This is a genomic window from Pedobacter psychrodurus, from assembly GCF_004331735.1.
In the GTDB taxonomy this organism is placed as follows: Bacteria; Bacteroidota; Bacteroidia; order Sphingobacteriales; family Sphingobacteriaceae; genus Pedobacter; species Pedobacter psychrodurus.
In genome coordinates, this window is sequence record NZ_SJSO01000006.1 from 332,580 (window position 1) to 356,163 (window position 23,584).

General features: G+C 38.0%; 17 protein-coding genes and 1 tRNA gene. 11 read left to right on the forward strand and 7 right to left on the reverse strand.

Annotated elements, in window-relative coordinates; genetic code table 11:
• Positions 1-31 precede the first annotated feature (31 nt).
• From EZ456_RS09870 to tsf, 5 genes are all read left to right on the forward strand, one after another.
• Positions 32-571, forward strand: coding sequence for an ORF6N domain-containing protein (locus EZ456_RS09870; RefSeq protein ID WP_225876511.1), 540 nt, complete (start codon positions 32-34; stop codon positions 569-571).
• A 517-nt stretch (positions 572-1,088) separates the two neighbouring features.
• Positions 1,089-1,532: a 50S ribosomal protein L13 gene (gene rplM, locus EZ456_RS09875; RefSeq protein WP_010602007.1), complete on the forward strand. Its 444-nt coding sequence runs from the start codon at positions 1,089-1,091 to the stop codon at positions 1,530-1,532.
• 3 nt (positions 1,533-1,535) lie between these two features.
• Positions 1,536-1,922, forward strand: coding sequence for a 30S ribosomal protein S9 (rpsI, locus tag EZ456_RS09880; RefSeq protein ID WP_029279076.1), 387 nt, complete (start codon positions 1,536-1,538; stop codon positions 1,920-1,922).
• Between the two features lie 18 nt (positions 1,923-1,940).
• Positions 1,941-2,801 (forward strand): 30S ribosomal protein S2, encoded by an 861-nt coding sequence (gene rpsB / locus EZ456_RS09885; RefSeq protein ID WP_116248885.1) that lies wholly within the window; start codon positions 1,941-1,943, stop codon positions 2,799-2,801.
• 129 nt (positions 2,802-2,930) lie between these two features.
• A complete protein-coding gene (tsf, locus tag EZ456_RS09890; protein ID WP_131529667.1) occupies positions 2,931-3,776 on the forward strand; it encodes a translation elongation factor Ts in 846 nt (281 codons plus the stop codon).
• Positions 3,777-4,150: 374 nt separating this feature from the next.
• On the opposite strand, the gene EZ456_RS09895 is transcribed toward tsf, so the two are convergent.
• Positions 4,151-5,356 (reverse strand): metallophosphoesterase, encoded by a 1,206-nt coding sequence (locus EZ456_RS09895; protein ID WP_131529669.1) that lies wholly within the window; start codon positions 5,354-5,356, stop codon positions 4,151-4,153.
• A gap of 87 nt (positions 5,357-5,443) precedes the next feature.
• On the opposite strand from EZ456_RS09895, the gene nagA reads away from it, so the two are divergent.
• From nagA to frr, 5 genes are all read left to right on the forward strand, one after another.
• The gene (gene nagA, locus EZ456_RS09900; protein WP_131529671.1) at positions 5,444-6,535 is read left to right on the forward strand and encodes an N-acetylglucosamine-6-phosphate deacetylase; all 1,092 of its coding nucleotides are present in this window, start codon (positions 5,444-5,446) and stop codon (positions 6,533-6,535) included.
• Between the two features lie 10 nt (positions 6,536-6,545).
• On the forward strand, positions 6,546-7,508 hold the full coding sequence (locus EZ456_RS09905) for an MBL fold metallo-hydrolase (protein ID WP_131529673.1): 963 nt from the start codon (positions 6,546-6,548) through the stop codon (positions 7,506-7,508).
• A gap of 55 nt (positions 7,509-7,563) precedes the next feature.
• The gene (locus EZ456_RS09910) at positions 7,564-10,833 is read left to right on the forward strand and encodes a TonB-dependent receptor (protein ID WP_131529675.1); all 3,270 of its coding nucleotides are present in this window, start codon (positions 7,564-7,566) and stop codon (positions 10,831-10,833) included.
• 135 nt (positions 10,834-10,968) lie between these two features.
• The gene (gene pyrH, locus EZ456_RS09915; protein WP_029279061.1) at positions 10,969-11,673 is read left to right on the forward strand and encodes a UMP kinase; all 705 of its coding nucleotides are present in this window, start codon (positions 10,969-10,971) and stop codon (positions 11,671-11,673) included.
• A 39-nt stretch (positions 11,674-11,712) separates the two neighbouring features.
• Complete coding sequence (frr, locus tag EZ456_RS09920; protein ID WP_131529677.1) at positions 11,713-12,276, forward strand: ribosome recycling factor; 564 nt, start codon at positions 11,713-11,715, stop codon at positions 12,274-12,276.
• Positions 12,277-12,335: 59 nt separating this feature from the next.
• On the opposite strand, the gene EZ456_RS09925 is transcribed toward frr, so the two are convergent.
• Both EZ456_RS09925 and EZ456_RS25100 read right to left on the reverse strand, forming a co-directional pair.
• Entirely contained in the window at positions 12,336-13,352 is a 1,017-nt protein-coding gene (locus tag EZ456_RS09925) for a LacI family DNA-binding transcriptional regulator (RefSeq protein WP_131529679.1), read from the reverse strand.
• Between the two features lie 148 nt (positions 13,353-13,500).
• Positions 13,501-13,645, reverse strand: a tRNA-Asp gene (locus EZ456_RS25100).
• A gap of 346 nt (positions 13,646-13,991) precedes the next feature.
• On the opposite strand from EZ456_RS25100, the gene EZ456_RS09930 reads away from it, so the two are divergent.
• The gene (locus EZ456_RS09930) at positions 13,992-14,468 is read left to right on the forward strand and encodes an Lrp/AsnC ligand binding domain-containing protein (RefSeq protein ID WP_025145395.1); all 477 of its coding nucleotides are present in this window, start codon (positions 13,992-13,994) and stop codon (positions 14,466-14,468) included.
• A gap of 758 nt (positions 14,469-15,226) precedes the next feature.
• Here EZ456_RS09930 and feoB read toward each other — a convergent pair.
• From feoB to EZ456_RS09950, 4 genes are all read right to left on the reverse strand, one after another.
• On the reverse strand, positions 15,227-17,341 hold the full coding sequence (gene feoB / locus EZ456_RS09935) for a ferrous iron transport protein B (RefSeq protein WP_165501292.1): 2,115 nt from the start codon (positions 17,339-17,341) through the stop codon (positions 15,227-15,229).
• Between the two features lie 5 nt (positions 17,342-17,346).
• Entirely contained in the window at positions 17,347-17,562 is a 216-nt protein-coding gene (locus tag EZ456_RS09940) for a FeoA family protein (protein ID WP_055913318.1), read from the reverse strand.
• A gap of 97 nt (positions 17,563-17,659) precedes the next feature.
• On the reverse strand, positions 17,660-20,431 hold the full coding sequence (locus EZ456_RS09945) for an outer membrane beta-barrel family protein (RefSeq protein WP_131529683.1): 2,772 nt from the start codon (positions 20,429-20,431) through the stop codon (positions 17,660-17,662).
• A 239-nt stretch (positions 20,432-20,670) separates the two neighbouring features.
• Positions 20,671-23,484 carry an outer membrane beta-barrel family protein gene (locus tag EZ456_RS09950; protein ID WP_131529685.1) on the reverse strand — a complete coding sequence of 938 codons (2,814 nt, stop codon included), beginning with the start codon at positions 23,482-23,484 and terminating at the stop codon, positions 20,671-20,673.
• Positions 23,485-23,584: the final 100 nt, after the last annotated feature.

Consider the following 23,584-nt stretch of genomic DNA (forward strand, 5'->3'; position numbering starts at 1 on the left):
ATTTAGTATCTTCATTCAAATCCAAAATGATATGACAGCTAAACAAATGCTTCCTATCATCCCTGACAATATTGTAGTTAATAAAATTCACGAAGTACGAGGCCAAAAGGTGATGCTCGATAGCGACTTGGCGGAGCTTTATGGTGTAGAAACAAAAGTATTAAACCAAAGTATCCGCAGAAATATAGAACGCTTCCCAATTGATTTCATGTTTCAATTGACAGACGAGGAATGGGAAGGTTTGAGGTCACAATTTGTGACCTCAAAAAAGGGAAGAGGAGGAAGAACCTATTTACCCAATGTTTTTACCGAACATGGCATACTAATGCTCTCGAGTGTTTTAAACAGTAAACAAGCTATTCAGGTGAATATTCAGATTGTAAGGATTTTCTCCCGTATTCGTCAATTTATTGTTGATAATGCCGAGCTCAAACTTGAAATCGAAGAGATTAAAAAAACGCTGAATAATCATGATAAAAACATCGAGTTGGTTTTTACTTATTTGGATAGACTCATCGATAAGAAAATTGGACCGAGAAAAAGGATCGGTTATATGCCTGATGATCTGTAATTTTAATGGATATTGGAAAAATCATAGAAATTTTTGAAGTCGCAAATTGCGACTTCAAGATTTGACTCAGGACATTAGCGTCGTAAATTAACCATTAATAGTATTACCTACTTAAATTCTCTAAACGGGATTGCGGCGATATACTTTTAAATTTGCATTGGCTCCGTTCACCATGTCATTCCGAGGCACGAAGACCGCGAAGCAGCTACGAAGTAAATCTGCAACCGATGAAACAAATACTTACTACTTCGGCATAACAGAAGCATTTAAAAAATTTAGCGCAAAGCCCGACTAGAATCCCCAGAAGAACTACCTATTTTGCTTTTCAAATATTAAAAAAATCTATACAATTTAGATGCTGAAATAAATCCGATAGCTATCGGATCAGCATGATCCCGAGATAAAAACCCCAAAACTTTTTTCAATCAACTATTTGATAATAAAAGTATTCTATCTATCTTTGCAGTCCCAAATTTAATGGGAATAATAAATTGTTTAATAAATTAAATACAAGCAAGTGAATACGTTAAGTTACAAAACTGTCTCGGCCAATGCGAAAACTGTTAACAAACAGTGGATTGTTGTTGATGCGCAAGGCGAGATTTTGGGGCGCTTGTCATCGAAGATCGCTATGATCATCCGTGGTAAAAACAAGCCTGAGTACACCCCACACGTAGATTGCGGCGATAACGTAATTGTTATCAATGCAGACAAGGTTAAATTGACAGGAAACAAATTCAGCGAAAAGCAATATGTTTCTTATACTGGTTATCCAGGTGGTCAACGTTTTATTTCTCCTAAGGAGTTAATGGCGAAACACCCTCAACGTGTAATCGAGAAAGCGGTACGTGGTATGTTACCGAAAACTAAATTGGGTAAAAAATTATACACCAATCTTTTTGTGTATGCTGGTGAAACTCACCCTCATGCAGCTCAATCTCCAAAAACCATTAAACTTTAAGAAATGTCAGTTACTAACACTTCAGGAAGAAGAAAAACAGCTGTTGCACGTATCTACTTAAAAGATGGTGCTGGAGCAATTACCGTTAACGGTAAAGATCACAAAGTTTATTTCCCAACTTTACCTTTGCAATATATCGTAAACCAAAGTTTAGAAGTTTCTGAACTTGTAGGTCGTTATGATATCACTGTAAATGTACAAGGTGGTGGAGTAAAAGGACAAGCAGAAGCTGTTCGTTTAGCTATTGCTAAAGCGATTGTTGAACTAGATGCGGAGAAAAAACCTGCATTACGTGCTAAAGGCCTAATGACGCGTGATATGCGTATGGTTGAGCGTAAGAAACCAGGACGTGCTAAAGCTCGTAAGAAATTCCAATTCAGTAAACGTTAATCACAGGAGGCAAAGACAATGGCAAGAACAACTTATCAAGACTTATTGGATGCAGGTGTACACTTTGGTCACCTTACCCGTAAATGGAATCCAAAAATGGCTCCTTACATTTTCATGGAGCGTAATGGAATTCACATTATAGATTTAAATAAAACTTTAACTAAAACTGAAGAAGCTGCGGCTGCGATTAAACAAATCGTAAAATCAGGACGTAAAGTATTATTTGTTTCAACAAAAAAACAAGCAAAAGGAATCGTAGCTGAACAAGCTAAAAAAGTAAACATGCCTTTCGTAACCGAGCGTTGGTTAGGTGGTATGTTAACTAACTTTGCTACTGTTCGCAAGTCAATCAAAAAGATGTCTAACATCGATAAAATGACTAAAGACGGTACTTATTCGATCTTATCTAAAAAAGAGCGTTTAATGATTCAACGTGAGCGTATTAAATTAGAATCACTTTTAGGTGGTATTGCTGATTTAAACCGTTTACCTGCAGCTTTATTCTTAATTGATGTTAAGAAAGAACACATTGCAGTTACTGAAGCGTTAAAATTAAACATCCCTACTTTTGCGATGGTTGATACTAACTCTGATCCTTCTAACATCGATTTCCCTATTCCAGCGAATGATGATGCTACAAAATCAATCTCTTTAATTACTGATGTAATTATCAAAGCTATTGAAGAAGGTTTAGATGAGCGTAAACGCGAAAAAGATGATGAAGCTGAAAAAGAAGCAGTAGCAGCGAAAGTTGCAGCTGATGCTCCTGAAGCAAAAGAGCCTAGAGCAGCTGGTGAAAAAAGACCAACTACTAAAAAGGTAACTGCCGAAGCAGAAGTTGAAGCTCCTTCATCAGAAGAAACTAAAACAGAAGAATAGTAATATTTTTTAATTGCAGGTTACTGGTTTCAGGTTTTAAGTTGGCTTAACATGAGTTTAACTTAGCGCTTGTAACTTGTAACCTGTAATTGTTATAACAAGATTGTAAAATTTAAAAAAGGAAATAAAATGTCTACAGTACAAATTACTGCCGCTGATGTAAATAAACTACGCCAACAAACTGGTGCTGGTATGATGGATTGCAAAAAAGCTTTAGTTGAAGCTAATGGCGATTTCGAAGCTGCTGTTGATTTATTGCGCAAAAAAGGTCAAAAAGTATCTGCCGCTCGTTCTGGTAATGCGACTTCTGAAGGTCTGGTATCAATCAATGTTTCAGCGGATGGCACAAATGGTAAATTACTTGCTTTAGCTTGTGAAACTGAGCCGGTTTCTAAAGTTGAAGATTTCCGTAATTTAGCTCAGGCCGTTTTAGCTGCAGCAGTTGCCAACAATCCTGCTTCTACTGAAGAATTATCAGCGATTACTTTGGAAGATGGACGTACAGTTGCCGAAACCATAACTGAACTAACCGGTAAAATCGGAGAGAAAATCGTTATTCAAGAATACGCAAATATATCTGGCGAAAAAATCGTTTCTTATATCCATTCTAATGGTAAAATGGGTGTTTTAGTGGTATTTGAAGGTACTAATGGCGTAGATATTACTGAAGCTGGTAAAGATGTTGCTATGCAAATTGCTGCAATGAACCCAGTTGCTGTTGATAAAGACGGTGTTGATCCTGCTACTATTGAACGTGAAATCGAGATTGCTAAAGACGTTATCCGTCAAGAAGGCAAACCAGAAGAAATGGTTGAGAAAATTGCTGCTGGTAAATTGAATAAATTCTACAAAGACAGTACTTTATTAAACCAGGAGTTTGTTAAAGATAGCTCTATGGATGTGCGTAAATTTTTAGATAACACTTCTAAAGGTTTAACAGTATCTGCTTTCAAACGTGTACAATTAGGTGCATAAGCATTTATAAATGATATAAAAAAAGTCCCGATGAAAATCGGGACTTTTTTCGTTATATATTTTTAGATAAAGAGTTTGTATTCTAATAATATAATTGTCATCCCGAGGGATAATTTATTTTATAAAAATCAATACGAATGACAGGGGATTTTAATAAATTAAATATATTGCGTGGAATCGTCATTCCCAACTTGATTGGGAATCGTAATGCAATAAGCTTTAAGATTCCCGCCTGCGCGGGAATGACGATCATTCTATTGGAGTTTGTCAATGGTAGCTTGTCGAAGGACTAAGTTAAATACACTTTTAGGTGTTTCGACAGGCTCAACATGACAAAATTTGAGGAGAAATTGTTTTATGATACAGCCCCTGCTCTATTTTCTAAATGCAGTATAAGCACCAACTTCCTTACCCGAATCATCAAGCATACTCGCTACCAGTTTATTTCTATCTGCTTTTATCTTGGTAATTGTTCTAGTACCTGTCCTCGGGCCACCGCCAATAATTAAAGGGTAATGGTTTAGCGCTTTATCAGGCTGGTGTACCATGTACTTATGGGTATGGCCACTTAAAACTAAATCTACTTTACCCTGATTCAACAATGGTTCGAATAGCTCAGTGCAATGTTTTGGGCCGTGTGCATCGCCAGAAAAGCGTGGTGGAATATGCATCAATACAACTCTAAATGGTGCTTTTTTAAATTCCTTTGAATTTATTTCTGTTTTAAGCCATTCAGCCTGTTGAACTCTATAATCGTCGAAATCTACAATACCTGCGTACACAGGATGTGCATCTTCTTTATCTTCACCAGTATCTAAAATTACAAAGCGCACAGGTCCTAAGGTAAAAGCAGCATGGCCAACATGCATATAATATTGTGGAAATTCGCGGGCAAATTTACCACGCGTTTCGTGATTTCCCCTTACGTAGATAAAAGGTGTATGCTTTGCAAAATTATCTACACAGGGTTGAAGCATATGTTCTATAATCTGTTTCTCATCGGTTTGATAATCGAATATGTCACCATTAAAGAAAATAAAGTCTTGCTTCTTGTCGGGAACAAGCCCTAACAACTGAGGGATTGATTCTGGGCGATCGTGTGTATCATTCATCATTAAGAACGAAACCTCTTCCTTAGCCAGATCGGCATTCACAAATTCTTCAACAGCACTGCTTACCGTTACACCATAGGTTAATTTGTAGGGCTGGAAATCTTTAATTTCTTTCGAAACGATTTTATAATAATATTTAGTCCCTGGTTTTAAATTTTTGAGCGTTACGGCATTTAACTTACTATTAGCCTGCATTAAACCCAATTCGGCCTGTCCATATGCTTTTTGGCTCAACTGATCGGCCTGTTCGCCAAATTCTACCCAACCTGCAGCATTTTTACTGGTTAGCCAAAGAATAGTCATCGAGTTATTAAAGTTGGTTTGTAAATAAGGTCCAACTGCTATTTTAAATTCATCTTCCCTAAGGGGTACGCTTGCAATGGCAGCAGATGGTGCTACTAAGGTAGCAGCGCTTAAAGTTAGCCCGGCCTTTAAAAAACTTCTTCTATTTGGCTGATTTTCATTCATTTGGTCAAGATTTATCTTATTAATCAAATATATAGCTACAATATTTAACTTTGACCGTGTAAGATTAAATTTACTCAAACGTTTGATATGTCAAAAGTAATCAACAATACATCCTACTTTCAGGATAACGATATAAAGAGAAACCAAGATATTTTAATTGAAGGCGCTACAATCTCTATCATTAACCCTTCTGATAATAAAGAAACGAGTCAATCACTAACTGTTCCAGGATTTATTGATCTACAGATTTATGGCTCGGGAGGCAGGTTGTTCTCAGCTGATCCAACTGTCGAATCATTGACTATAATGGAAGATGATCTGCTAAAAAAAGGAACTACAGGCTTTTTAGCTTGTATGGCTACAAATTCTCCAGAAGTTTTTGATGAATGTATCAAAGCGGCTAAAGAACATCGATCATCTGCAAAAAATTGCTTAGGATTACACTTGGAGGGGCCATTTTTGAATCCAAAACGTTTAGGTGCCCATGTACCTTCATTTGTACGGAAGGCCACGTTGGATGAAATTAAGAAACTCATTGATTTTGGGGATGGTGTAATTAAAATGATGACCATAGCGCCAGAAATCCAAGATGATGAAGTAATACAGTACTTAATAGACCATGGCGTAGTAGTTTCATTAGGGCACAGTAACGCAACCTTTGATGAGGCAACGGCTGCTTATAACAAAGGCATCCAAACCACCACCCACCTCTTTAATGCTATGAGCCCCATCCACCATCGTGAGCCTGGAATACCAACAGCTGTCTTTAATCATGATAAGGCTATGGCCAGCATTATCGCCGATGGGCAGCATGTAAACTTCGAAGTGCTCAAATTTGCACAGAAACTTTTAAAAGAACGTTTATTCTTAATTACTGATGCGGTTAACGCTTGTTCTACCGGCCCATATCAGCATGTTGAAAAAGGGAATAAATACGTTATGCCCGATGGTACGCTTTCTGGCTCATCAATAACCATGTTACAAGCCATTAAAAACTGTGTAACACATTGCGGTATCAGTTTAAATGATGCAATTAAAATGGGAACACTTTACCCTGCCCAATTGATTGGAATAGAAAATCTTACTGCAACAATAGAAACAGGGCAACAGGCAAATTTATTGGTACTTGATGATGAACTGAATTTAAAAGAGGTAATCTTTAAAGGAGAAACGATATAATCAATCCAACATGTTTAAAAAAATCCTTTCAGCGCTAATATTCTTATCTGTTCATACCAGTAATTCCTGGGGGCAAGAAATAAGTACGGCTTTTACAATAATACCACTTGGGGTAAAAGGCGGTGATGATGAGAGCAATTTATCATCGTACATGATTGCCACAAAGGGCAGCGAAAAATACGTTTGTCTTGATGCAGGTACCATAAATGCAGGGATCCAAAAGGCCATTGTACATAAATCGCTAAAAGGAATAAGTGAAGAAATTCAGCGCAAACAGATTAAGGGATATTTGATCTCACATGCACATTTAGATCATATAGCGGGCTTGATTATCAATTCGCCAGCCGATACATCAAAAAACATTTACGGGTTACCTTCGGTGCTAAATATCTTAAGGGATAAATATTTTACCTGGGATGCCTGGGCCAATTTTGCAAATGAAGGAGAAAAACCACAATTAAAAAAATATACCTACTCACCATTACTTGAAGGTAATACTTATCCGGTTGATGGAACCGAAATGAAAGTAAGGGCTTTTGAGCTAAGTCATGGCAACCCTTATAAAAGTACTGCATTTTTGGTCGGCCATCATGATAGTTATGTATTATACCTGGGAGATACCGGTGCAGATGAAATTGAAAAATCGGATAAACTCGCAAATCTGTGGCAAACGATATCACCAATTATTGATGCAGGCCAGCTAAAGGCTATCTTTTTGGAAGTTTCCTTCCCAAATGAGCAACCTGATAAGCAATTATTTGGGCATCTTACGCCAAAGCTTTTTTTTAGTGAATTGTCGAAGCTCGAAAGTTTAACCAACGAAAAAGCTTTCAAGAAAGTTTCTTTTATTGTAACCCATATTAAACCTCCTCATCAAATTGCCGAAAAAGTTAAACAACAATTGATTTCGGGAAATTCGAAAGGCGTAAAATTGATCTTTCCTGAGCAGGGTAAGCGCTTAACAATTAATTAATTTAAATAAAACATTAGCAGTATTACGTCAGTGTATTTTTGTTGAAAAATTACTGATGAAAAAACTCATACTATTATTAACACTTGTATTTGCCCTAACCATTTACGGTTTTGCACAAGGTGTTACAACTGCATCATTTATTGGTACAGTTAAAGATCAGAAAGGGGTAATACCCGGTGCAACAGTTACTGCTGTGCACATTCCTTCAGGCACAAAATATTCAACAATTACCAGGGCTGATGGTAGGTACAACTTACCGAACGTACGTGTAGGTGGGCCATATACCGTTAAAATAAGCTATATTGGCTACAACGAACTGGTTAAAGAAAACCTAAGTACTACCATTGGAGAAGATTTAAGGGTTGATGCTTCGTTAACAGAAACATCGCAAAACTTAGCTGATGTTGTGGTAAAGGGAACGCAGGATAAAGTGATCAATTCATCCAGAACCGGAGCGCGGGAAACCATTACCAGGCAGCAGATTGATAATTTGCCGACAATTAGCCGTTCATTATCCGATTTTACCAAATTAACCCCATCAGCAAATTCGACAACCGTTGGCGGTTTAAGTTTTGGTGGCAGAAGCGGTTCTTATAATAACCTAACCGTTGATGGTGCCTTGTTCAACAACTCATTTGGATTATCTGGAAGTTTAGGCGGACAGGCAAATTCTCAACCGATATCACTAGATGCGATTGAACAGATTCAGGTAGATATTGCACCATATGATGTTCGCCAAGGCTCTTTTACCGGAGCAGGGATCAATACCATTGTAAAATCTGGAACAAATAATTTTAAGGGATCGGCTTATTACTATACAAGAGGAACCAACTTAACTGGTTATTCTGCAGGAGTTACTAAAATACCGGTAGTGGATTTTGATTATAACCAACGTGGTTTAAATATTGGCGGGCCTATTATAAAAGATAAATTATTTTTCTTCGTTTCTGGCGAACAAGAACGGATCAGCACACCCGCTACTTCATTCATAGCATCACGACCAGGTTTATCAGGAGCCAATGTTTCGGGTGCAGATGCGGCTACGTTAGATAAATTATCCAATTATTTAATGAGCAAATATAATTACAGCACTGGCCCGTACGAGAATTACCCTTACAAAACACAGAGTGATAAAATAACTGCTAAAATAGATTGGAACATCAATGCCAATAATACTTTAAGCGCAAAGTATTTCTATTTAAAATCTAACAGGCAGGTTGTAGCCAGCGGATCGGGTATTCCTGCAGGCTTAAATGGTAGCCGCTCACCTTCCTCAACCTCTATGCCTTACTTTGGATCCAGTTATACCATCAACAACAATTTTAATATCGGCATAGTGGAGTTAAACACCAGGATTGGTAATAGTATGTCGAATAAATTGACTCTTGGCTATTCTGCACTGAGAGATTTCCGAGCTTCTAATGGTTCAGAGTTACCAATGGTTGATATTGGCAACGGAAACGGAGGCATTTTAACCAGTTTCGGATACGAGGTTTTTACGGCAAACAACTTGTTAAACTCCGATATTTACCAGTTTTCTGATGATTTCTCCATCTATGCAGGTAAACATGAAATCACCATTGGAACCAGTAACCAGTTAAATAAATTTTTAAATGGTTTTGCGCCAAATTATAATGGCCTATATTATTTTAGAACTGCCGATGATTTTATGAATAATGCACCTGCTGTAAGTTATTCTTACCGTAATTCTGCATTGGCAGATGGTGCTTTCCCTTTCGCAAAAATGTCGTCTTATAACCTGAGTTTATATGCACAAGACAAGTATCAGGTTAGCGACAACTTTAAATTAACTTATGGTATACGGGCAGATTATACTTATTTCCCTACTAAATTAGATCCGAACCCAAATTTGGCTGCATTAACCTTTCAAAATGGGTTACAGGTAGACATCTCTAAATTTCCAAACAAAAAATTGTTATTCTCGCCACGTGTCGGTTTTAATTACGATGTTTTTGGTGACAAAACCACGCAGTTACGTGGTGGAACGGGAATTTTCACCGGTCAGGTTCCATATGTTTGGATCTCCAACCAGGCTTCAAATACGGGCACATTATTCAGCTCTAATACCATTTCTACCGTCGGAGATCCTCGGTTAATCTTCAATCCAAATGTAAATGCAAACCGTCCGGCGGCAGGTACTGTGAGTGCTAATACCGCTTATGAGGTAGATGCAACCTCGAAAAATTTCAAGTATCCTCAAATCTGGAGAACAAATGTTGCTGTTGATCAAAAATTACCGATGGGTATTATTGCAACTTTAGAAGCCTCTTATACCAAAGACATTAACGCCGTAAATTTCTCAAATGCAGCATTGCCCAACAATTCAACAGGCTTAATTACGCTTCCAGGAATTGAAGGTCAGCAACGTTATACCGCAAAATCTACACAGACAGGTACAACAGCGGCAAACCCTTCTATATCGCCGTTTATTTATATGCAGAATACCAAAAAAGGCTATTCCTACTTCATTACAGGTCAATTGCAAAAATCTTTTTTAAACGGATTTAATGCAAGCGCTGCTTACACTTACAGCCAATCGCGATCAGTTAACGATGGTGGCTCAACAGCAAGTTCAATCTGGTCGCAAAGAGCCATCATGGGCGATGCAAACTCAGATGTTTTAGCCAACACTAATTTTATTCAGCCAAATCGGGTTATTGCCTCATTAAGCTACAAAAAGGAATATTTTAAACATGCAGCAACCACAATTGGTTTAATTTTCGAATCGGCCAACAATGGTGCATTTAGTTATGTTTCATCGGGCGACATCAATAATGACGGTGGTGCAAATGACCTGCTTTACATCCCACAAAATCAAGGTGATATTACTTTGGTCTCTGATTTTGTAGGCGATACCCGTACACCAGCACAGATCTGGAATCAGCTAAATGCCTACATTAGCCAAGATAGTTACCTGAGCAAACACAGAGGTGAATTTGCAAAAAGAAATGGCGCAATTATGTCTTATTTCAAAAGGGCCGATCTTCACATCGCACAGGATTTCTTTGTTGGTGCGAAAGGAAAAAGAAACACCCTTCAATTCACATTGGATATTATCAACTTAGGTAATATGCTAAACAGTGATTGGGGACTGTATCAAACGCCAAACATCCCGTTATCGACCTATAACACCGCTGTATTATTGGCGTATAAAGGTTTAGATCCTGTATCAGGAAAACCTACTTATTCTTTCCCATACCAGGATAAAGCTAATTTAACTCCATATACTACAACTTTTAAAAACATTACCGATCAGATATCCCGTTGGCAGGCACAATTTGGTATTCGCTACATTTTTAACTAAACGTACATCCTTCGGTCAATAAGAAAAGCTCCTTGATGGGGCTTTTCTTGTTCTGGAGCAAATCCAATAAACAATTTACATCAATTATTAAAAAGCATAGCTAGGTATTAAAAAATTGTTAATATTTTTGAGGTCATGAAATACAAACGCATCCTACTTAAGCTTAGTGGAGAATCGCTAATGGGCGACAAACAGTACGGTATTGATAACGAACGCGTTAAACAATATGCTGAAGATATTAAAGCGGTACACGATAAAGGCCTAGAAATCGCAATCGTAATTGGAGGGGGAAATATTTTTAGGGGCTTAAGTGCCGAAAAAAGTGGGATGGACAGAGCACAGGCCGATTATATGGGCATGTTGGCTACTGTAATCAACTCTATGGCATTACAAGATGCTTTAGAAAAAGTTGGCATCAAAACACGTTTGCTTACTGCAATTAAAATGGAGCAGATCTGCGAACCGTTTATCCGCAGAAGAGCTGTTCGCCATTTAGAAAAAGGCCGTGTGGTTATTTTTGGTGCAGGAACCGGGAACCCGTACTTCACTACCGATTCTGCTGCAGCTTTACGTGCTATCGAAATTAAAGCTGATGTTGTTTTAAAAGGAACACGCGTGGATGGAATTTACACTGCAGATCCTGAAAAAGATCCATTGGCAACTAAATACGATGAAATTTCTTTCAGAGAAGTTTACGATAAAGGCCTTAATGTAATGGATATGACTGCCTTTACCCTTTGCGAAGAAAACCAAGTGCCAATTATTGTGTTTGATATGAACAAACATGGCAATTTCATGAAAATCGCTAATGGCGAACCTATTGGAACGCTGGTTAAATAAGGAATAAAAATTATTACTTTTGCAGAAATACACACAATTATGAACGACCTCATACAATTACAATTAATGGATGCTCAATCTGCAATGGATAGAGCTATTGATCATTGTGAATCTGAATTAACTAAAATCAGGGCTGGTAAAGCATCAGCTGGAATGTTGGATGGAATTTATGTTGATTATTATGGCGCATCAACAGCATTAGCACAGGTTTCCAGCATCAATACGCCTGATGCCAGAACAATTGTAATCCAACCTTGGGAAAAATCACTTTTAACTGCAATTGAAAAAGCTATTCAAGTAGCTAATATTGGCATCAATCCACAAAATGATGGTATTGTGATTCGCTTGGTTGTGCCGCCTTTAACAGAAGAGCGTAGAAAAGATTTGGTGAAAAAAGTTAAGGAAGAAGCCGAAAGAGGCCGCATTACCGTTCGTAACATCCGTAAAGATGCCAATACCAAAATTCAAAAATTAAAGGGTGAAGGTGTTTCTGATGATGAGATTAAAACAGGTGAAGGCGAAGTGCAAAAATTAACCGATGCTTATATCATCAAGGTTGATAAACATGCTGAAGCTAAAGAAAAAGATGTAATGACAGTTTAATCTGTATAAAATATAATCAGAGCGGGAATAGACTTAAATCTATTCCCTTTTTTATTGCCTTATTTTTTTGCGCTCGAACCTCTAACGTTTAAGATAGTGGGTAACGATACCTGCATGTTTTCGATAGGCTTTCCTGCTTTTTTAAGCTTGTTTAGTAAAATTTTCATCACGTTTTCTGCGATGGCCTCAAGAGGCTGCGCAATAGCCGTAACCGGAGGCTCACAAAACTCCAGGATTTCGAAATCATCAAAAGAAACAACAGCTATATCTTTGTGGATCTGAATACCTAATTTTCTAAAAGTTCTTAAACCATCTAAGCAAATATAGTTAGCTGCAAAAACTACTGCATCAAGCTGCTTCTCCGCTTTAAAAAACTTGATCATCTCCTCAATCGAGTCGGCAGAGTTTACATATTTTATCTTCTTTACAATTGCCGGCAAGTTATATTTTTCGACAGCGGCTTCATAGCCAGCCAAACGGTCTACCATCTGTTGCTGTAAGGTGTCGATGGTTACAAAACCTATTTTTTTATAATTATTTTTAATGAGGTGCTCAGTAGCTTCGTACGTGCTCTTTAGATTATCGATGATTACATAATCTGTTTTAACATCCTGTACATACCGATCAAATAGCACCACAGGTGCATCTGTTTGAATCAGTTTTTTAACTTCATCTTCCAATCCCTCAGGCAAGGCCATAATGTAACCATCAACATGCCTGTCTTTAAAAATTTGCAGCAATTCTATTGCCTTTTCAGTATCGTTTCTGGTACTGCTAAAAAGAATTTTATAACCAAGGCTAGAAGCAATTTCATCAATTCGGCGTGCTATGCCAGAGAAAAAAGGTTCAGAAATATCATCAACCAAAAAACCTATAATTTTTGTTTTGCCTGTCCTTAAACTTGTAGCAAGAGTATTGGGCTGATAATTTAATTCAGCAACCAGTTCCAGAACCTTTTTGGTAAGCGATTCGCTAATATTTTTTTCTCTTGCTTTCCCATTAATTACAAACGATACGGTTGTAATGGAAATATTTAATTGTTTAGCGATATCCTTAATTGAAACGCGTTTCTTCATCACAGGCATTGAACGAATAAAATTTGATTGGGTAATATAACAATATATCTATAAATATATGATGGATATGAAAAAAACTAGCCTAAAAAGAAAAAGAGCAACCTATCCAGGATTGCTCTATTAACTAACTTATTATTCATAAAAAATGCTGTTGGGGAAGGAGTCGAACCTTCAAGGGGTAGTTAGCTACAGTTCAAAAAATTAATTTGTGGTCAACCCAATAAACTGCGTTTGTCCCATTATTCCCCACCACCGAGACAAGGAGGCGTGTCTGCCAATTTCACCACCCAACAATTTTAGTCATTAGTCCAAAGTCTGCAGTCGTAAGTCTACTAAAGACTATGGACTCTTGACTTAGGACTAAAGCCGCTGTAGGGGAAGGAATCGAACCTTCAAGGAGTGGTTAGTACCGAAATCGGTATATTCCCATTATTCTCCGCCACCGAGACAAGGAGGTGTGTCTGCCTGTTTCACCACCCTACATTATGTTATGCAATTTTGAAAGAACGTTTCCTTTTTGTTAATTGCTTGATACAAATGTAAAGGAACAACCAATACCTTGCAAATATTTTAAACATTTAATTTTATTTTTATAATATTGATAAATATTTGTAAATTCGCTTATCATAATTCAAAAATATGCTTAAAAAAGACAATTCCAATTTAGAAATTGACAACCTCGACATCGATATATTGAAACAATTAATGCAGGATGCCACTAAACCCTATACAGAAATCGCTAAAGATCTGATTGTTTCGGGTGGAACAATACACGTTAGGATGAAGAAACTGCAAGAAATGGGCATTATAAAAGGTTCTCATCTCATTATTGACCCGCAAAAGGCTGGCTATGATATTTGTGCCTTTTTGGGTATCTACCTGGAGAAAGGAATCCAGTACAAAGATGCAGTTGCCCAGTTGAGCAAAATTAAAGAAGTGGTAGAATTGCATTATACTACTGGCGCCTACAGTATGTTTGCCAAAATTATTTGCAGGGATACCAATCATTTACGTCACGTTTTAAACGAAGAAATACAGGCAGTGAACGGCATTCAGCGTACGGAGACTTTAATCTCGTTAGAAGAGAGCATTAAGCGTCAGATTGAGTTGGGATAAGTTAGAAGGCTAGGCGAAATAACTAAGCCAATTTTGCTGATTGTTACTTAAGAACAATGATCTTACATGGTAAAATACATTAGGTAATAGTTAGCGGCTTATTTGAAAACGAGGGCTCAGTAATGCTTCGGGAACAATAGCCCCGTTATCCGCTATAGCTCCGATAAAGGATCGGAGGCTGCCGCTGCTACCGGGTTTATTTAACAACAGCTTGTACAGGTAAGCGCCCAGCCAAAAATAGCACCACCTCACAAGCCACCTAGACCCGATCCGATAGCTATCGGATGGAGTGAACATCCCGACGTTCCAGTCGGGATAAAACGGAAAGCGGGAGGAAACTCAGATAGTTGTAAAGATACTGCTCTCCAAACCCAAATAATAATAATAATATTTCTTTGAAAATGTCCTTCGACTACGCTACCATTGACGTTATTTTGTAATTGTTTATTAATGAGCAATTTGAGAAACTAAGCATTTCCCGTCCAGCTAGGCCACAGCACCACATCTTCGTTCTACTTAAATCCGGCCTAACAAATTTTTCGGGCTCCACTGCCCCTGCCATCCTACTGGCTTTGAAAGAAAAATTTTCAGCCGGCATTTTTTGTTTCTTTTTGATGCCAAAAAGAAAGAGCCCTTCGGCGGCGGCGAGCCGAGGCAAGACTGTGCATTGGCAGAAAATAATCAACTGAATACGTCATTTATATCGATTTTTATACAATAAATTATCCCTCAGGGTGACACCCCAAGAAAAGATTAAGCTACTTCAACAACTGGTAAGCAATAAGCGCAGCAACATAGGCCATAGCCGTCATATAAGCCAACTGGATAACCGGCCATTTCCAACCTTTAGTTTCGCGGTAAACAATAGCTACCGTGCTCATACATTGCATGGCAAAAGCATAAAAAAGCATCAATGAAATACCAGTAGCAAAAGTATAAACAGGCAAACCAGTGCGGCTATTAACCGAGGCCGACATGCGTTCTCTAATTGTCGAGGTGTCTTCATCACCGCCATCAACACTATAAATGGTGGCCATGGTACCAACAAAGGCTTCGCGAGCGGCAAAAGAGGTAATTAAACCGATACCAATCTTCCAATCATAACCCAAAGGTCGGATAGCCGGCTCGATCCAATGACCAAGAATGCCTACATAAGAGTTCTCTAACTTCTCAGTAGCCACAAGGGTTTTGATGTGATCGGTATTTCTTGTAGAATCGGCCAAAGCCGTTTTGTATTTTTTATCGATATTTTCAAAGCGGTTTCCCGGTCCGAAAGAGGCCATTACCCAAAGGATGATGGAAATGGCAATAATAACTTTACCGGCTTCGAACACAAAGGTTTTCGATTTCTCGTACATGGTGTAGAACACATTTTTCCACCTTGGCATACGGTAAATAGGCAACTCCATGATAAAATAAGATCTTTCTTTAGTTTTGATAATGAATTTCATTACCCATGCTACCAATACCGCAGCGATAATACCTACCAGGTACATCACCATTAGCGCCAGTCCCTGCAGGTTAAAAACACCTAGAACGGTTTGAGAAGGAATAATTAACGAAATAATTAAGATATACACGGGAAGCCTTGCCGAACAGCTTACCAATGGGGTAACCATGATGGTAATCATTCTATCTTTCCAGTTTTCGATATTTCTTGCGGCCATAATAGATGGAACTGCACAGGCCAAACCACCGATCATCGGCACCACCGATTTACCGTTAAGGCCAACCTTACTCATAATTTTATCCATCATAAAGGTAACGCGGGCCATATAACCCGTATCTTCTAAAATGGATATGAATGCGAAAAGAATAGCGATCTGTGGAATAAAAACAAAAATACCGCCTAAACCTGCAATTACACCATCCAACAACAGATCAGTAAGCATGCCTGCCGGCAAATATTCATGCCCAATACTGGTAATAAAACCAAAACCAGTTTCGATCCAATCCATTGGATAGGATGACCAGGCAAATATGGCGTTGAAAATTACAAAAAGGATGAACAAGAAAATGGCAAAACCCCATATTTTATGGGTTAAAACAGCATCTAATTTATCACTGAAAGAAAATTTCTTTTCGGTACCCTTATCAACCACCACATCAGATAAAATAGTGCTGAGGTGTTTGTACCTGGCTATAGTTTCGGCTGCCTGAATTTTTGAAGATTCGAAATGATGCGACTGCTCAATATGCTCAATTTCTTCCTGCTCTTTTTCGCTAAAAAAAGTTAAATGCTCATGCTGGTGCAAAACCTGCAGCGCATAATAATCATTATCGGAATTAAGTTTCGATTTTATAGCGTTAATAGCCTCCGGAGCGAGGAAATTTACATCCACATCCTGAAACTGTGTGGCAATTTTATTGGTATTGGCAATGGCCTGTTTCAGGTTATCGATTCCGATATTATTCCTTGCCGAAATGGAAACCACCTGGATGCCCAACTTCTCTGCAAGTTTATCCAAATCAATCTCGATTCCTTGTTTCGCTGAAAGATCGATCATATTCAGGGCCAAAATCATCGGGATACCTAAATCTGCCACTTGAGAATACAAAAGCATATTGCGCTTTAAATTCGAAGCATCGGCAATGAGCACAATAACATCAGGATGGCTATTGTTTTTTTTATCGGCAAGCACTTGAAAAACAATGCTTTCATCAGCACTTTTTGGATATAAGCTGTACGTTCCTGGTAAATCGATTATTTCGGCATCTTTACCGCCTGCAAGTTTTGTAAAACCTGTTTTCTTATCGACAGTGATGCCTGGAAAATTTCCGATTTTTTGATTTAACCCTGTTAAACGATTAAATAAAGTAGATTTACCTGTATTGGGATTACCAACTAACGCAACTTTAATATCCAAACCCAGCTCTTTTATTGAATAATGATAACATCGGCTTCGCTTTTACGCAAACAAAGCTGATAACCAGCAACACGGATAGCCATTGGATCGCCCAGAGGAGCAAAACGCTCTACTTCTACCACCTCGCCCGGCAAGCAGCCCATCTCCATTAACTTTACAGACATATCTAAATCTGTAAAAGCTACAATTGTTCCTTTTTCTCCAACTTTTAGGTGCGACAGCTTCATGTGCTAAATTTGTCGCAAGTTACCCTTTCTTTAGATTTATTCCAAATAAGATAGTCGTGCGAGGGATATATATTACACAGCTTTACCCTAAAATGATCTAGTTCCGTTGCCTGCCACCGCCAAAGCCGCCACCACCATTACCACCGCGGCCTCTGCCACCTTCTTCGCCACCTCTAATACGGTTTTTACCACCCATACGGTTTAACGAATACGTAAATGAAAACATAAAATAACGTTGCAACACGTTATAACTTACATCCTGAATGGTGTTGTTATTGGCTGTACGGCTTACGCCTTGATTTTCGTTTAGCAAATCGTTTACAGCCGCTTTAAAGGTTCCCCTGTTTTTAAAAAACTGCTTGCTGATATAAGAATTAACCAAGGTGAAATGCGTATCAAAACCCTCTCCCCTTCCGGTATTCTGGTTATAATCGGCATCGATAGCCCAGCGGATGTTGCCGGGAAACAAATAACTTACACTCACATTTGGACTAAAGGTATAATAGCGTGTATTAGAATTAGGTTGAACCGAATAAGTTGCACGGTTAATTGAACCGTTTACGCCTGCCGTTAAATCGAGCTTATCTAAATTGGAAACCAAACGGTAACCATTGGTAATAGACCAGCTGTTGGTAATATTTTTTAAGGAGTTAGTAAAGTTTACATCTCTATCGTAACTACCACTAACATTGATATGGAAATTCAGCTTATTCTCTGCCATAATCGGCAAACTTAACGAAGAAGAAATAGATCCAGAGTAAACACCGCTTACATTCACTGGAGTAACGGCAAGTTTTCCCTGGTCAGGGCCACTTTGAATTAAACTAGTACTGTTTGCAATCCGGTTAGAGGTTTGAGTAAGGTTTAAATTTACGAATAATGATCTGTTCTTTCCTGCGGTAAAGGTATTGAAAGCTGCACGCAAGGTATTGTTAAACTCTGGTTTTAAATCGGGGTTACCAACCGGAATACTTTGCGTATTGGTATTATTTCGGATTGGCTGCAACTGCTGGATAGTAGGTTGGTTGGTGCTCCCCCTATAGTTAAATACCAGGCGTTTGCTATTGCTAAAATTATACCTGAACATGGCCGAAGGGGTATAATTAAAAACATTTTGTTTCAGTACAAATCCTTTGCTGATGTTATTATTTATCCTATCTGTATTTTGAACAGCCATGCCCAGATTCCAGTTATATTTTTTAGCCATTTTATTAAAGCTAAAACCTGCGGAGTTGGTTAAAATGGTATTTTCGTACGCATTACTAAAGGTTTCATCCAGTAAATCGTACTGTAAAGTAACTGGATTAAAATTATAGGTAAAGCGATCGGATGTATTGTGGTTATAGCCATTCTGATAATTAAACTCTAAGCTTAGGGTTTTATCTAAAGGTTCGGTATATACCAATCTTGTATTCTGACTGATGGACTCGCTCTCTTGATCGTTAAACTGATCTGTTATTTTTTGAGTCGTGGTTCCGTTTTCTTTTCTCGTTTCGGGATTGGTATTATAATTATCGGCGTCGTTATTGTTAATGTTGGTATTTAAATTCAGGGATAATGTTCTGCCCCTGCGCATAAATTTTTTACGCAATAAAATGTTATTGCTAATGGATGGTGAGGTACTATGATTCCGGAGGGATTGTGTTCCATTAATCATATACTTATTATAATCGCGTGTATAAGTGCTACTATTTAAGCTCTCATTATCGGTATAACTTAAATTTGGCTGTATGCGAAGTGAGGTTAATGAATCAAGCTTGGTATCTACCATAAAGTTTAAGCGGTGATTTAACCGATCAGAACTATTGGTTTGATTGTTATTAAAAATAGTAGTTTCATCGCCCAATAAATTTTGGGTTACACTATTTCTGAGGATCAGGTTATCAGATTTATTAACAAAATAACTCATGCTCACTTCAGTATCGTCGGCATATTCATCCGAAAAATTAAACCCACCAGCTTTGGTATCGGTAATTCCACCACGACCGCCGTTACCCCCACCATTTCCTCCGCCCAGACCACCGCCAAAATTTTGTTTATTTACATTGTTAAACTGTGCAATTACACTCAGTCGCTTATCCTGATTAAAATGGTTGATGTTTGCATTTACATCGTAACGGTCATTAGAGCCATAACCTCCGGTGCTATTCCCGAAGTAACCGTTTTTCTTATCCTTTCTGGTGGTGATATTAATGATCTTAGTTCTCGAACCATCATCGATTCCGGTAAACTGTGCCTGATCTGATAGTTCATCAATAATCTGAATTTTATCAATCATATCGGCCGGCAGGTTTTTAGTGGCCAATAAAGGGTCATTCCCAAAAAACTCTTTACCATCTACCTTAACTTTTGTAATGGTTTCGCCCTGGGCTTTTATTGTTCCGGCCTTGTCTACCTCTACTCCTGGCAATTTCTTTAACAGATCTTCTACTACAGCATTCTCTACCACTTTAAATGAACTTGCATTAAATTCCAGTGTATCCTTTTTTACCACAATTGGAGGAATTTCCGCTTTAATATCAACCGTTTGAAGATCTATTGCACCACCTTCTAAAACAATATCGCCCAAGGTTACATCGGTCTTGTCTGCTGCGATCGTAAAATCTTTGGTAATATTCTTTAAACCTAAAAATGCCGCATAAAGCCTATAAGTACCTGGATTTAAGTTTTTGAAAACAAATTTCCCATCCTCGGTGGTACTTACCGCACCAACCATGCTCGAATCTGTTAAGTTTCTAACAGCTAAAGAAGCATAATCAATTGGTTTTTTATCTTTTGATTGAACAACCCGCCCGCTAACTGAACCTGTTTTCTGAGCGTAAACATAAAAAGATGATAAAATAAGTAGGAGCGTAAAAATTTGTTTCATTCGGTTAGTTTGGTTTATAGCATAGAGACTAGCGACTTTTACAAAGGTTTATTTTTACTTAGGTAACATTTGAAATACATAAATGTCAATAATACATTTAATCTCAAAACAGATGGCTTTAAAACAGAAAAGTCTCGGTTTAAACCGAGACTTTCTTTATTGTTTAATTCTGATTGAGGAACAATCAGTGTTTTGCATTCCATAGACTAGGGATTCTTCACTGCGTTCAGAATGACAGATTACATCCTCATGCGACGACCGCCATCACCTCCTTGAGCAGGCATCTGCATATCTCCAGTCATATTTCTTCCGCCAATGCGGGTTAAAGAATAAGTAAATGAGAACATGTAATACCGCTTTAACACGTTATAGTTTAAATCGGTAATGGTATTATTTGTTGCGGTTCTGCTAATGCCTTGATTTTGATTAAACGCATCGTTAACCGCAATTTTAAATGTACCTCTGTTTTTAAAGAACTGACGACTGATATAAGAATTTACCAAAGTATACTCGGTATTATAGCCTTCTCCTCTTCCGGTATTTTTAATATAATCTAAATCTACTGCTAATCGGATATTTCCAGGAAACAAATAGCTAATGTCAAAACTAGGGTTTAAAGTATAATAGTTTGTGGTCGAGTTTGGCTGAGCCGAATAAGTTGCCCTATTGTATGTTCCAGAAATACCACCAGTAAGATCAAACTTATCAAAGTTGGTTACGAAATTATACTTGTTGGTAACCGACCAAGAATTAGTGATGTTTTTCAGCAGATCGGCACTGTTATTACCCGTGGTAAAATTCACGTTCCTGTTGTAATTTCCATTTAACGATGCATTAAGGGTTAATTTACGTTCTGGCAAAATTGGCAGGCCCATATTGATACTTGCATTACCAGAATAAACCCCATCTACATTGACGTAGGTAGTTCTGATTTTCCCATAGTCTACATCATTTTGATCGGTTACCAATTGGCTACTGTTCCCGATGGCGTTAAAAGTTTGACTCAGACTTAAAAAAGCGAAGAACATTCTGCTTTTAGCAAAATCGAAGTTATTATAGTTGATGCTTAAATTGTTGTTAAACTGAGGTTTTAAACCTGGATTACCCACAAAAACGCTTTGTGTATTGGTATTATCGGCAATAGGCTGAATCTGGTTGATCGTTGGCTGCTGGGTTGTTCCCCTATAACGGATATTCAATCTTCTGGAGTTACTGAAATTATATCTAAAATTGGCCGAGGGTGTTAAATTAATAAAATTCTGTGTCCTCACCATACCCGTTGTTAAGTTGGTATTTTCACGATTGGTCTGCTGCGCCGCCAAGCCGATGTTCCAGTTGTATTTCTTTTCGTTGGTCGTAAAACTTACGCCCGCAGCATTTGTTAAGGTCTGGTTCTCATAAATATTGGTATAATCCAAATTGACGAGATCATATTGCCCACTGGCTGAATTGAAATCCAGTACCTGGCGACCCTGGTTATCATGGCTATATCCGTTCTGGTAGTTAAACTCTAAACTTGTTGTTTTAGATAGCGGCTCTGTATATACCAATCTGGAGGTGTTGTTAATGGAGTTTGTGTTTACCTTATTCAGCTGATCGATCAAACTAGCAGTTGGAGTACTGTTAATGGTATTCGTTTCAGAAATGTAGTTGTAGTTATCTGCATCATTATTATTGATGCTTGTATTTACATTAAGCGAGAGTGTTCTACCGCGTCTTTTGAATTTTTTACGAACCAAAAGGTTATTACTGATATTTGGGGTGGTACTGTTGCTGACATAGCGCTGATCTCCGACAGTTGTAGATTGGATGAGATTTCTGGTATAATCACTCAGGTTTGTAGCATCACTTTCAGTATAAGATACGTTTGGCTGAATTTTAATTGTCGTCGAAGAATCCAGCTTGGTATCGATCATAAAATTAAACCGATGATTGATCCGGTCAGTATTATTATCCGCATTGTTCGAAACGGTAGTAATCTTATCCCCCAATAAATTCTGGGTAAAACTTGTCTGCTGGTTTGCAACAGCCGATTTATTAAAAAAGTAACTTCCCTGAATCTGGGTACCATCTTTATAGGTATCGGCAAAGTTTAAGCCTGCAGCATTGGTGGTGGTAATACCACCGCTACCTGCGCCACTACCGCCGCCGCCAAAATTACCACGGCCACCGCCTCCAAAACCATTTCCGGCACCATTGCCCTGGCCAAAGTTTTGCTTATTTACATTGTTAAACTGACCAATAAAACTAAACTGTTGGTCATTGTTAAACTTGTTTACATTCAAACTTGCATCATAACGATCTTCTGTACCATAACCCACAGTACTATTTCCAAAATATCCCTTTTTCATTCCCGCTTTAGTGGTGATGTTTAAGATTTTGTTTCTCGTACCATCATCAACACCTGAGAACTGAGACTGCTCAGACATTTCATCAATTACCTGAATTTTATCAACCATATCGGCAGGAAGGTTTTTTGTTGCCAGTAAGGGATCAGTTCCAAAAAACTCCTTACCATCTACTTTAACCTTGGTAACAGTTTCTCCCTGCGCTTTAATACTTCCATCTTTTGCTACTTCAACTCCTGGAAGTTTTTTCAACATGTCTTCTACAACAGCGTTTTCCCTAACCTTAATCGATTTTCCATCAAATTCTATCGTATCGGTTTTTACCACTACTGGAATACTTGCTGTAACGTTAACGGTATTTAAATCTACACCGTCATCAATCATGGCAATTTCGCCAGCATTTACTGCTGCTTTGGCCACTTCAATATCCTTGGTTACTGTTTTTAAACCTAAAAAAGCTGAATAGATTCTATATTTACCTGGGGCAATACTCTTAAAACTAAAAGATCCATCAGGATTGGTTTGTCCTGAGGCTACAACGCTCGAATCTTTCAAGCTCTTAATTGCTATGGTAGCAAAATCAACCGGCTTTTTATCTTTGGCGTTAATTACCTTACCGCTTATTGAGCCAGTATTTTGAGCCTGGGCGATATAACCACAAAATAGGAGAACAACAAATATTGTCCGCTGAACGTATCTTTTCATCAAAAAAAATTAGATATTATAATATAAAACTAAGCTATCAGACTGTAGAAAAGCCTAAAGGTTTGTTAAGGTGTGTTAAAAGCTTGGTAACATTTTAAAT

Coding starts and splice junctions, on each gene's coding strand:
- EZ456_RS09930 (WP_025145395.1), top strand. CDS start 13,992: ATGCTTAAAAAAGACAATTCCAATTTAGAAATTGACAACCTCGACATC.
- EZ456_RS09905 (WP_131529673.1), top strand. CDS start 6,546: ATGTTTAAAAAAATCCTTTCAGCGCTAATATTCTTATCTGTTCATACC.
- EZ456_RS09870 (WP_225876511.1), top strand. CDS start 32: ATGACAGCTAAACAAATGCTTCCTATCATCCCTGACAATATTGTAGTT.
- EZ456_RS09910 (WP_131529675.1), top strand. CDS start 7,564: ATGAAAAAACTCATACTATTATTAACACTTGTATTTGCCCTAACCATT.
- EZ456_RS09895 (WP_131529669.1), bottom strand. CDS start 5,356: ATGAATGAAAATCAGCCAAATAGAAGAAGTTTTTTAAAGGCCGGGCTA.
- EZ456_RS09940 (WP_055913318.1), bottom strand. CDS start 17,562: ATGAAGCTGTCGCACCTAAAAGTTGGAGAAAAAGGAACAATTGTAGCT.
- EZ456_RS09925 (WP_131529679.1), bottom strand. CDS start 13,352: ATGAAGAAACGCGTTTCAATTAAGGATATCGCTAAACAATTAAATATT.
- pyrH (WP_029279061.1), top strand. CDS start 10,969: ATGAAATACAAACGCATCCTACTTAAGCTTAGTGGAGAATCGCTAATG.
- frr (WP_131529677.1), top strand. CDS start 11,713: ATGAACGACCTCATACAATTACAATTAATGGATGCTCAATCTGCAATG.
- nagA (WP_131529671.1), top strand. CDS start 5,444: ATGTCAAAAGTAATCAACAATACATCCTACTTTCAGGATAACGATATA.
- tsf (WP_131529667.1), top strand. CDS start 2,931: ATGTCTACAGTACAAATTACTGCCGCTGATGTAAATAAACTACGCCAA.
- rpsB (WP_116248885.1), top strand. CDS start 1,941: ATGGCAAGAACAACTTATCAAGACTTATTGGATGCAGGTGTACACTTT.
- EZ456_RS09950 (WP_131529685.1), bottom strand. CDS start 23,484: ATGAAAAGATACGTTCAGCGGACAATATTTGTTGTTCTCCTATTTTGT.
- EZ456_RS09945 (WP_131529683.1), bottom strand. CDS start 20,431: ATGAAACAAATTTTTACGCTCCTACTTATTTTATCATCTTTTTATGTT.
- rpsI (WP_029279076.1), top strand. CDS start 1,536: ATGTCAGTTACTAACACTTCAGGAAGAAGAAAAACAGCTGTTGCACGT.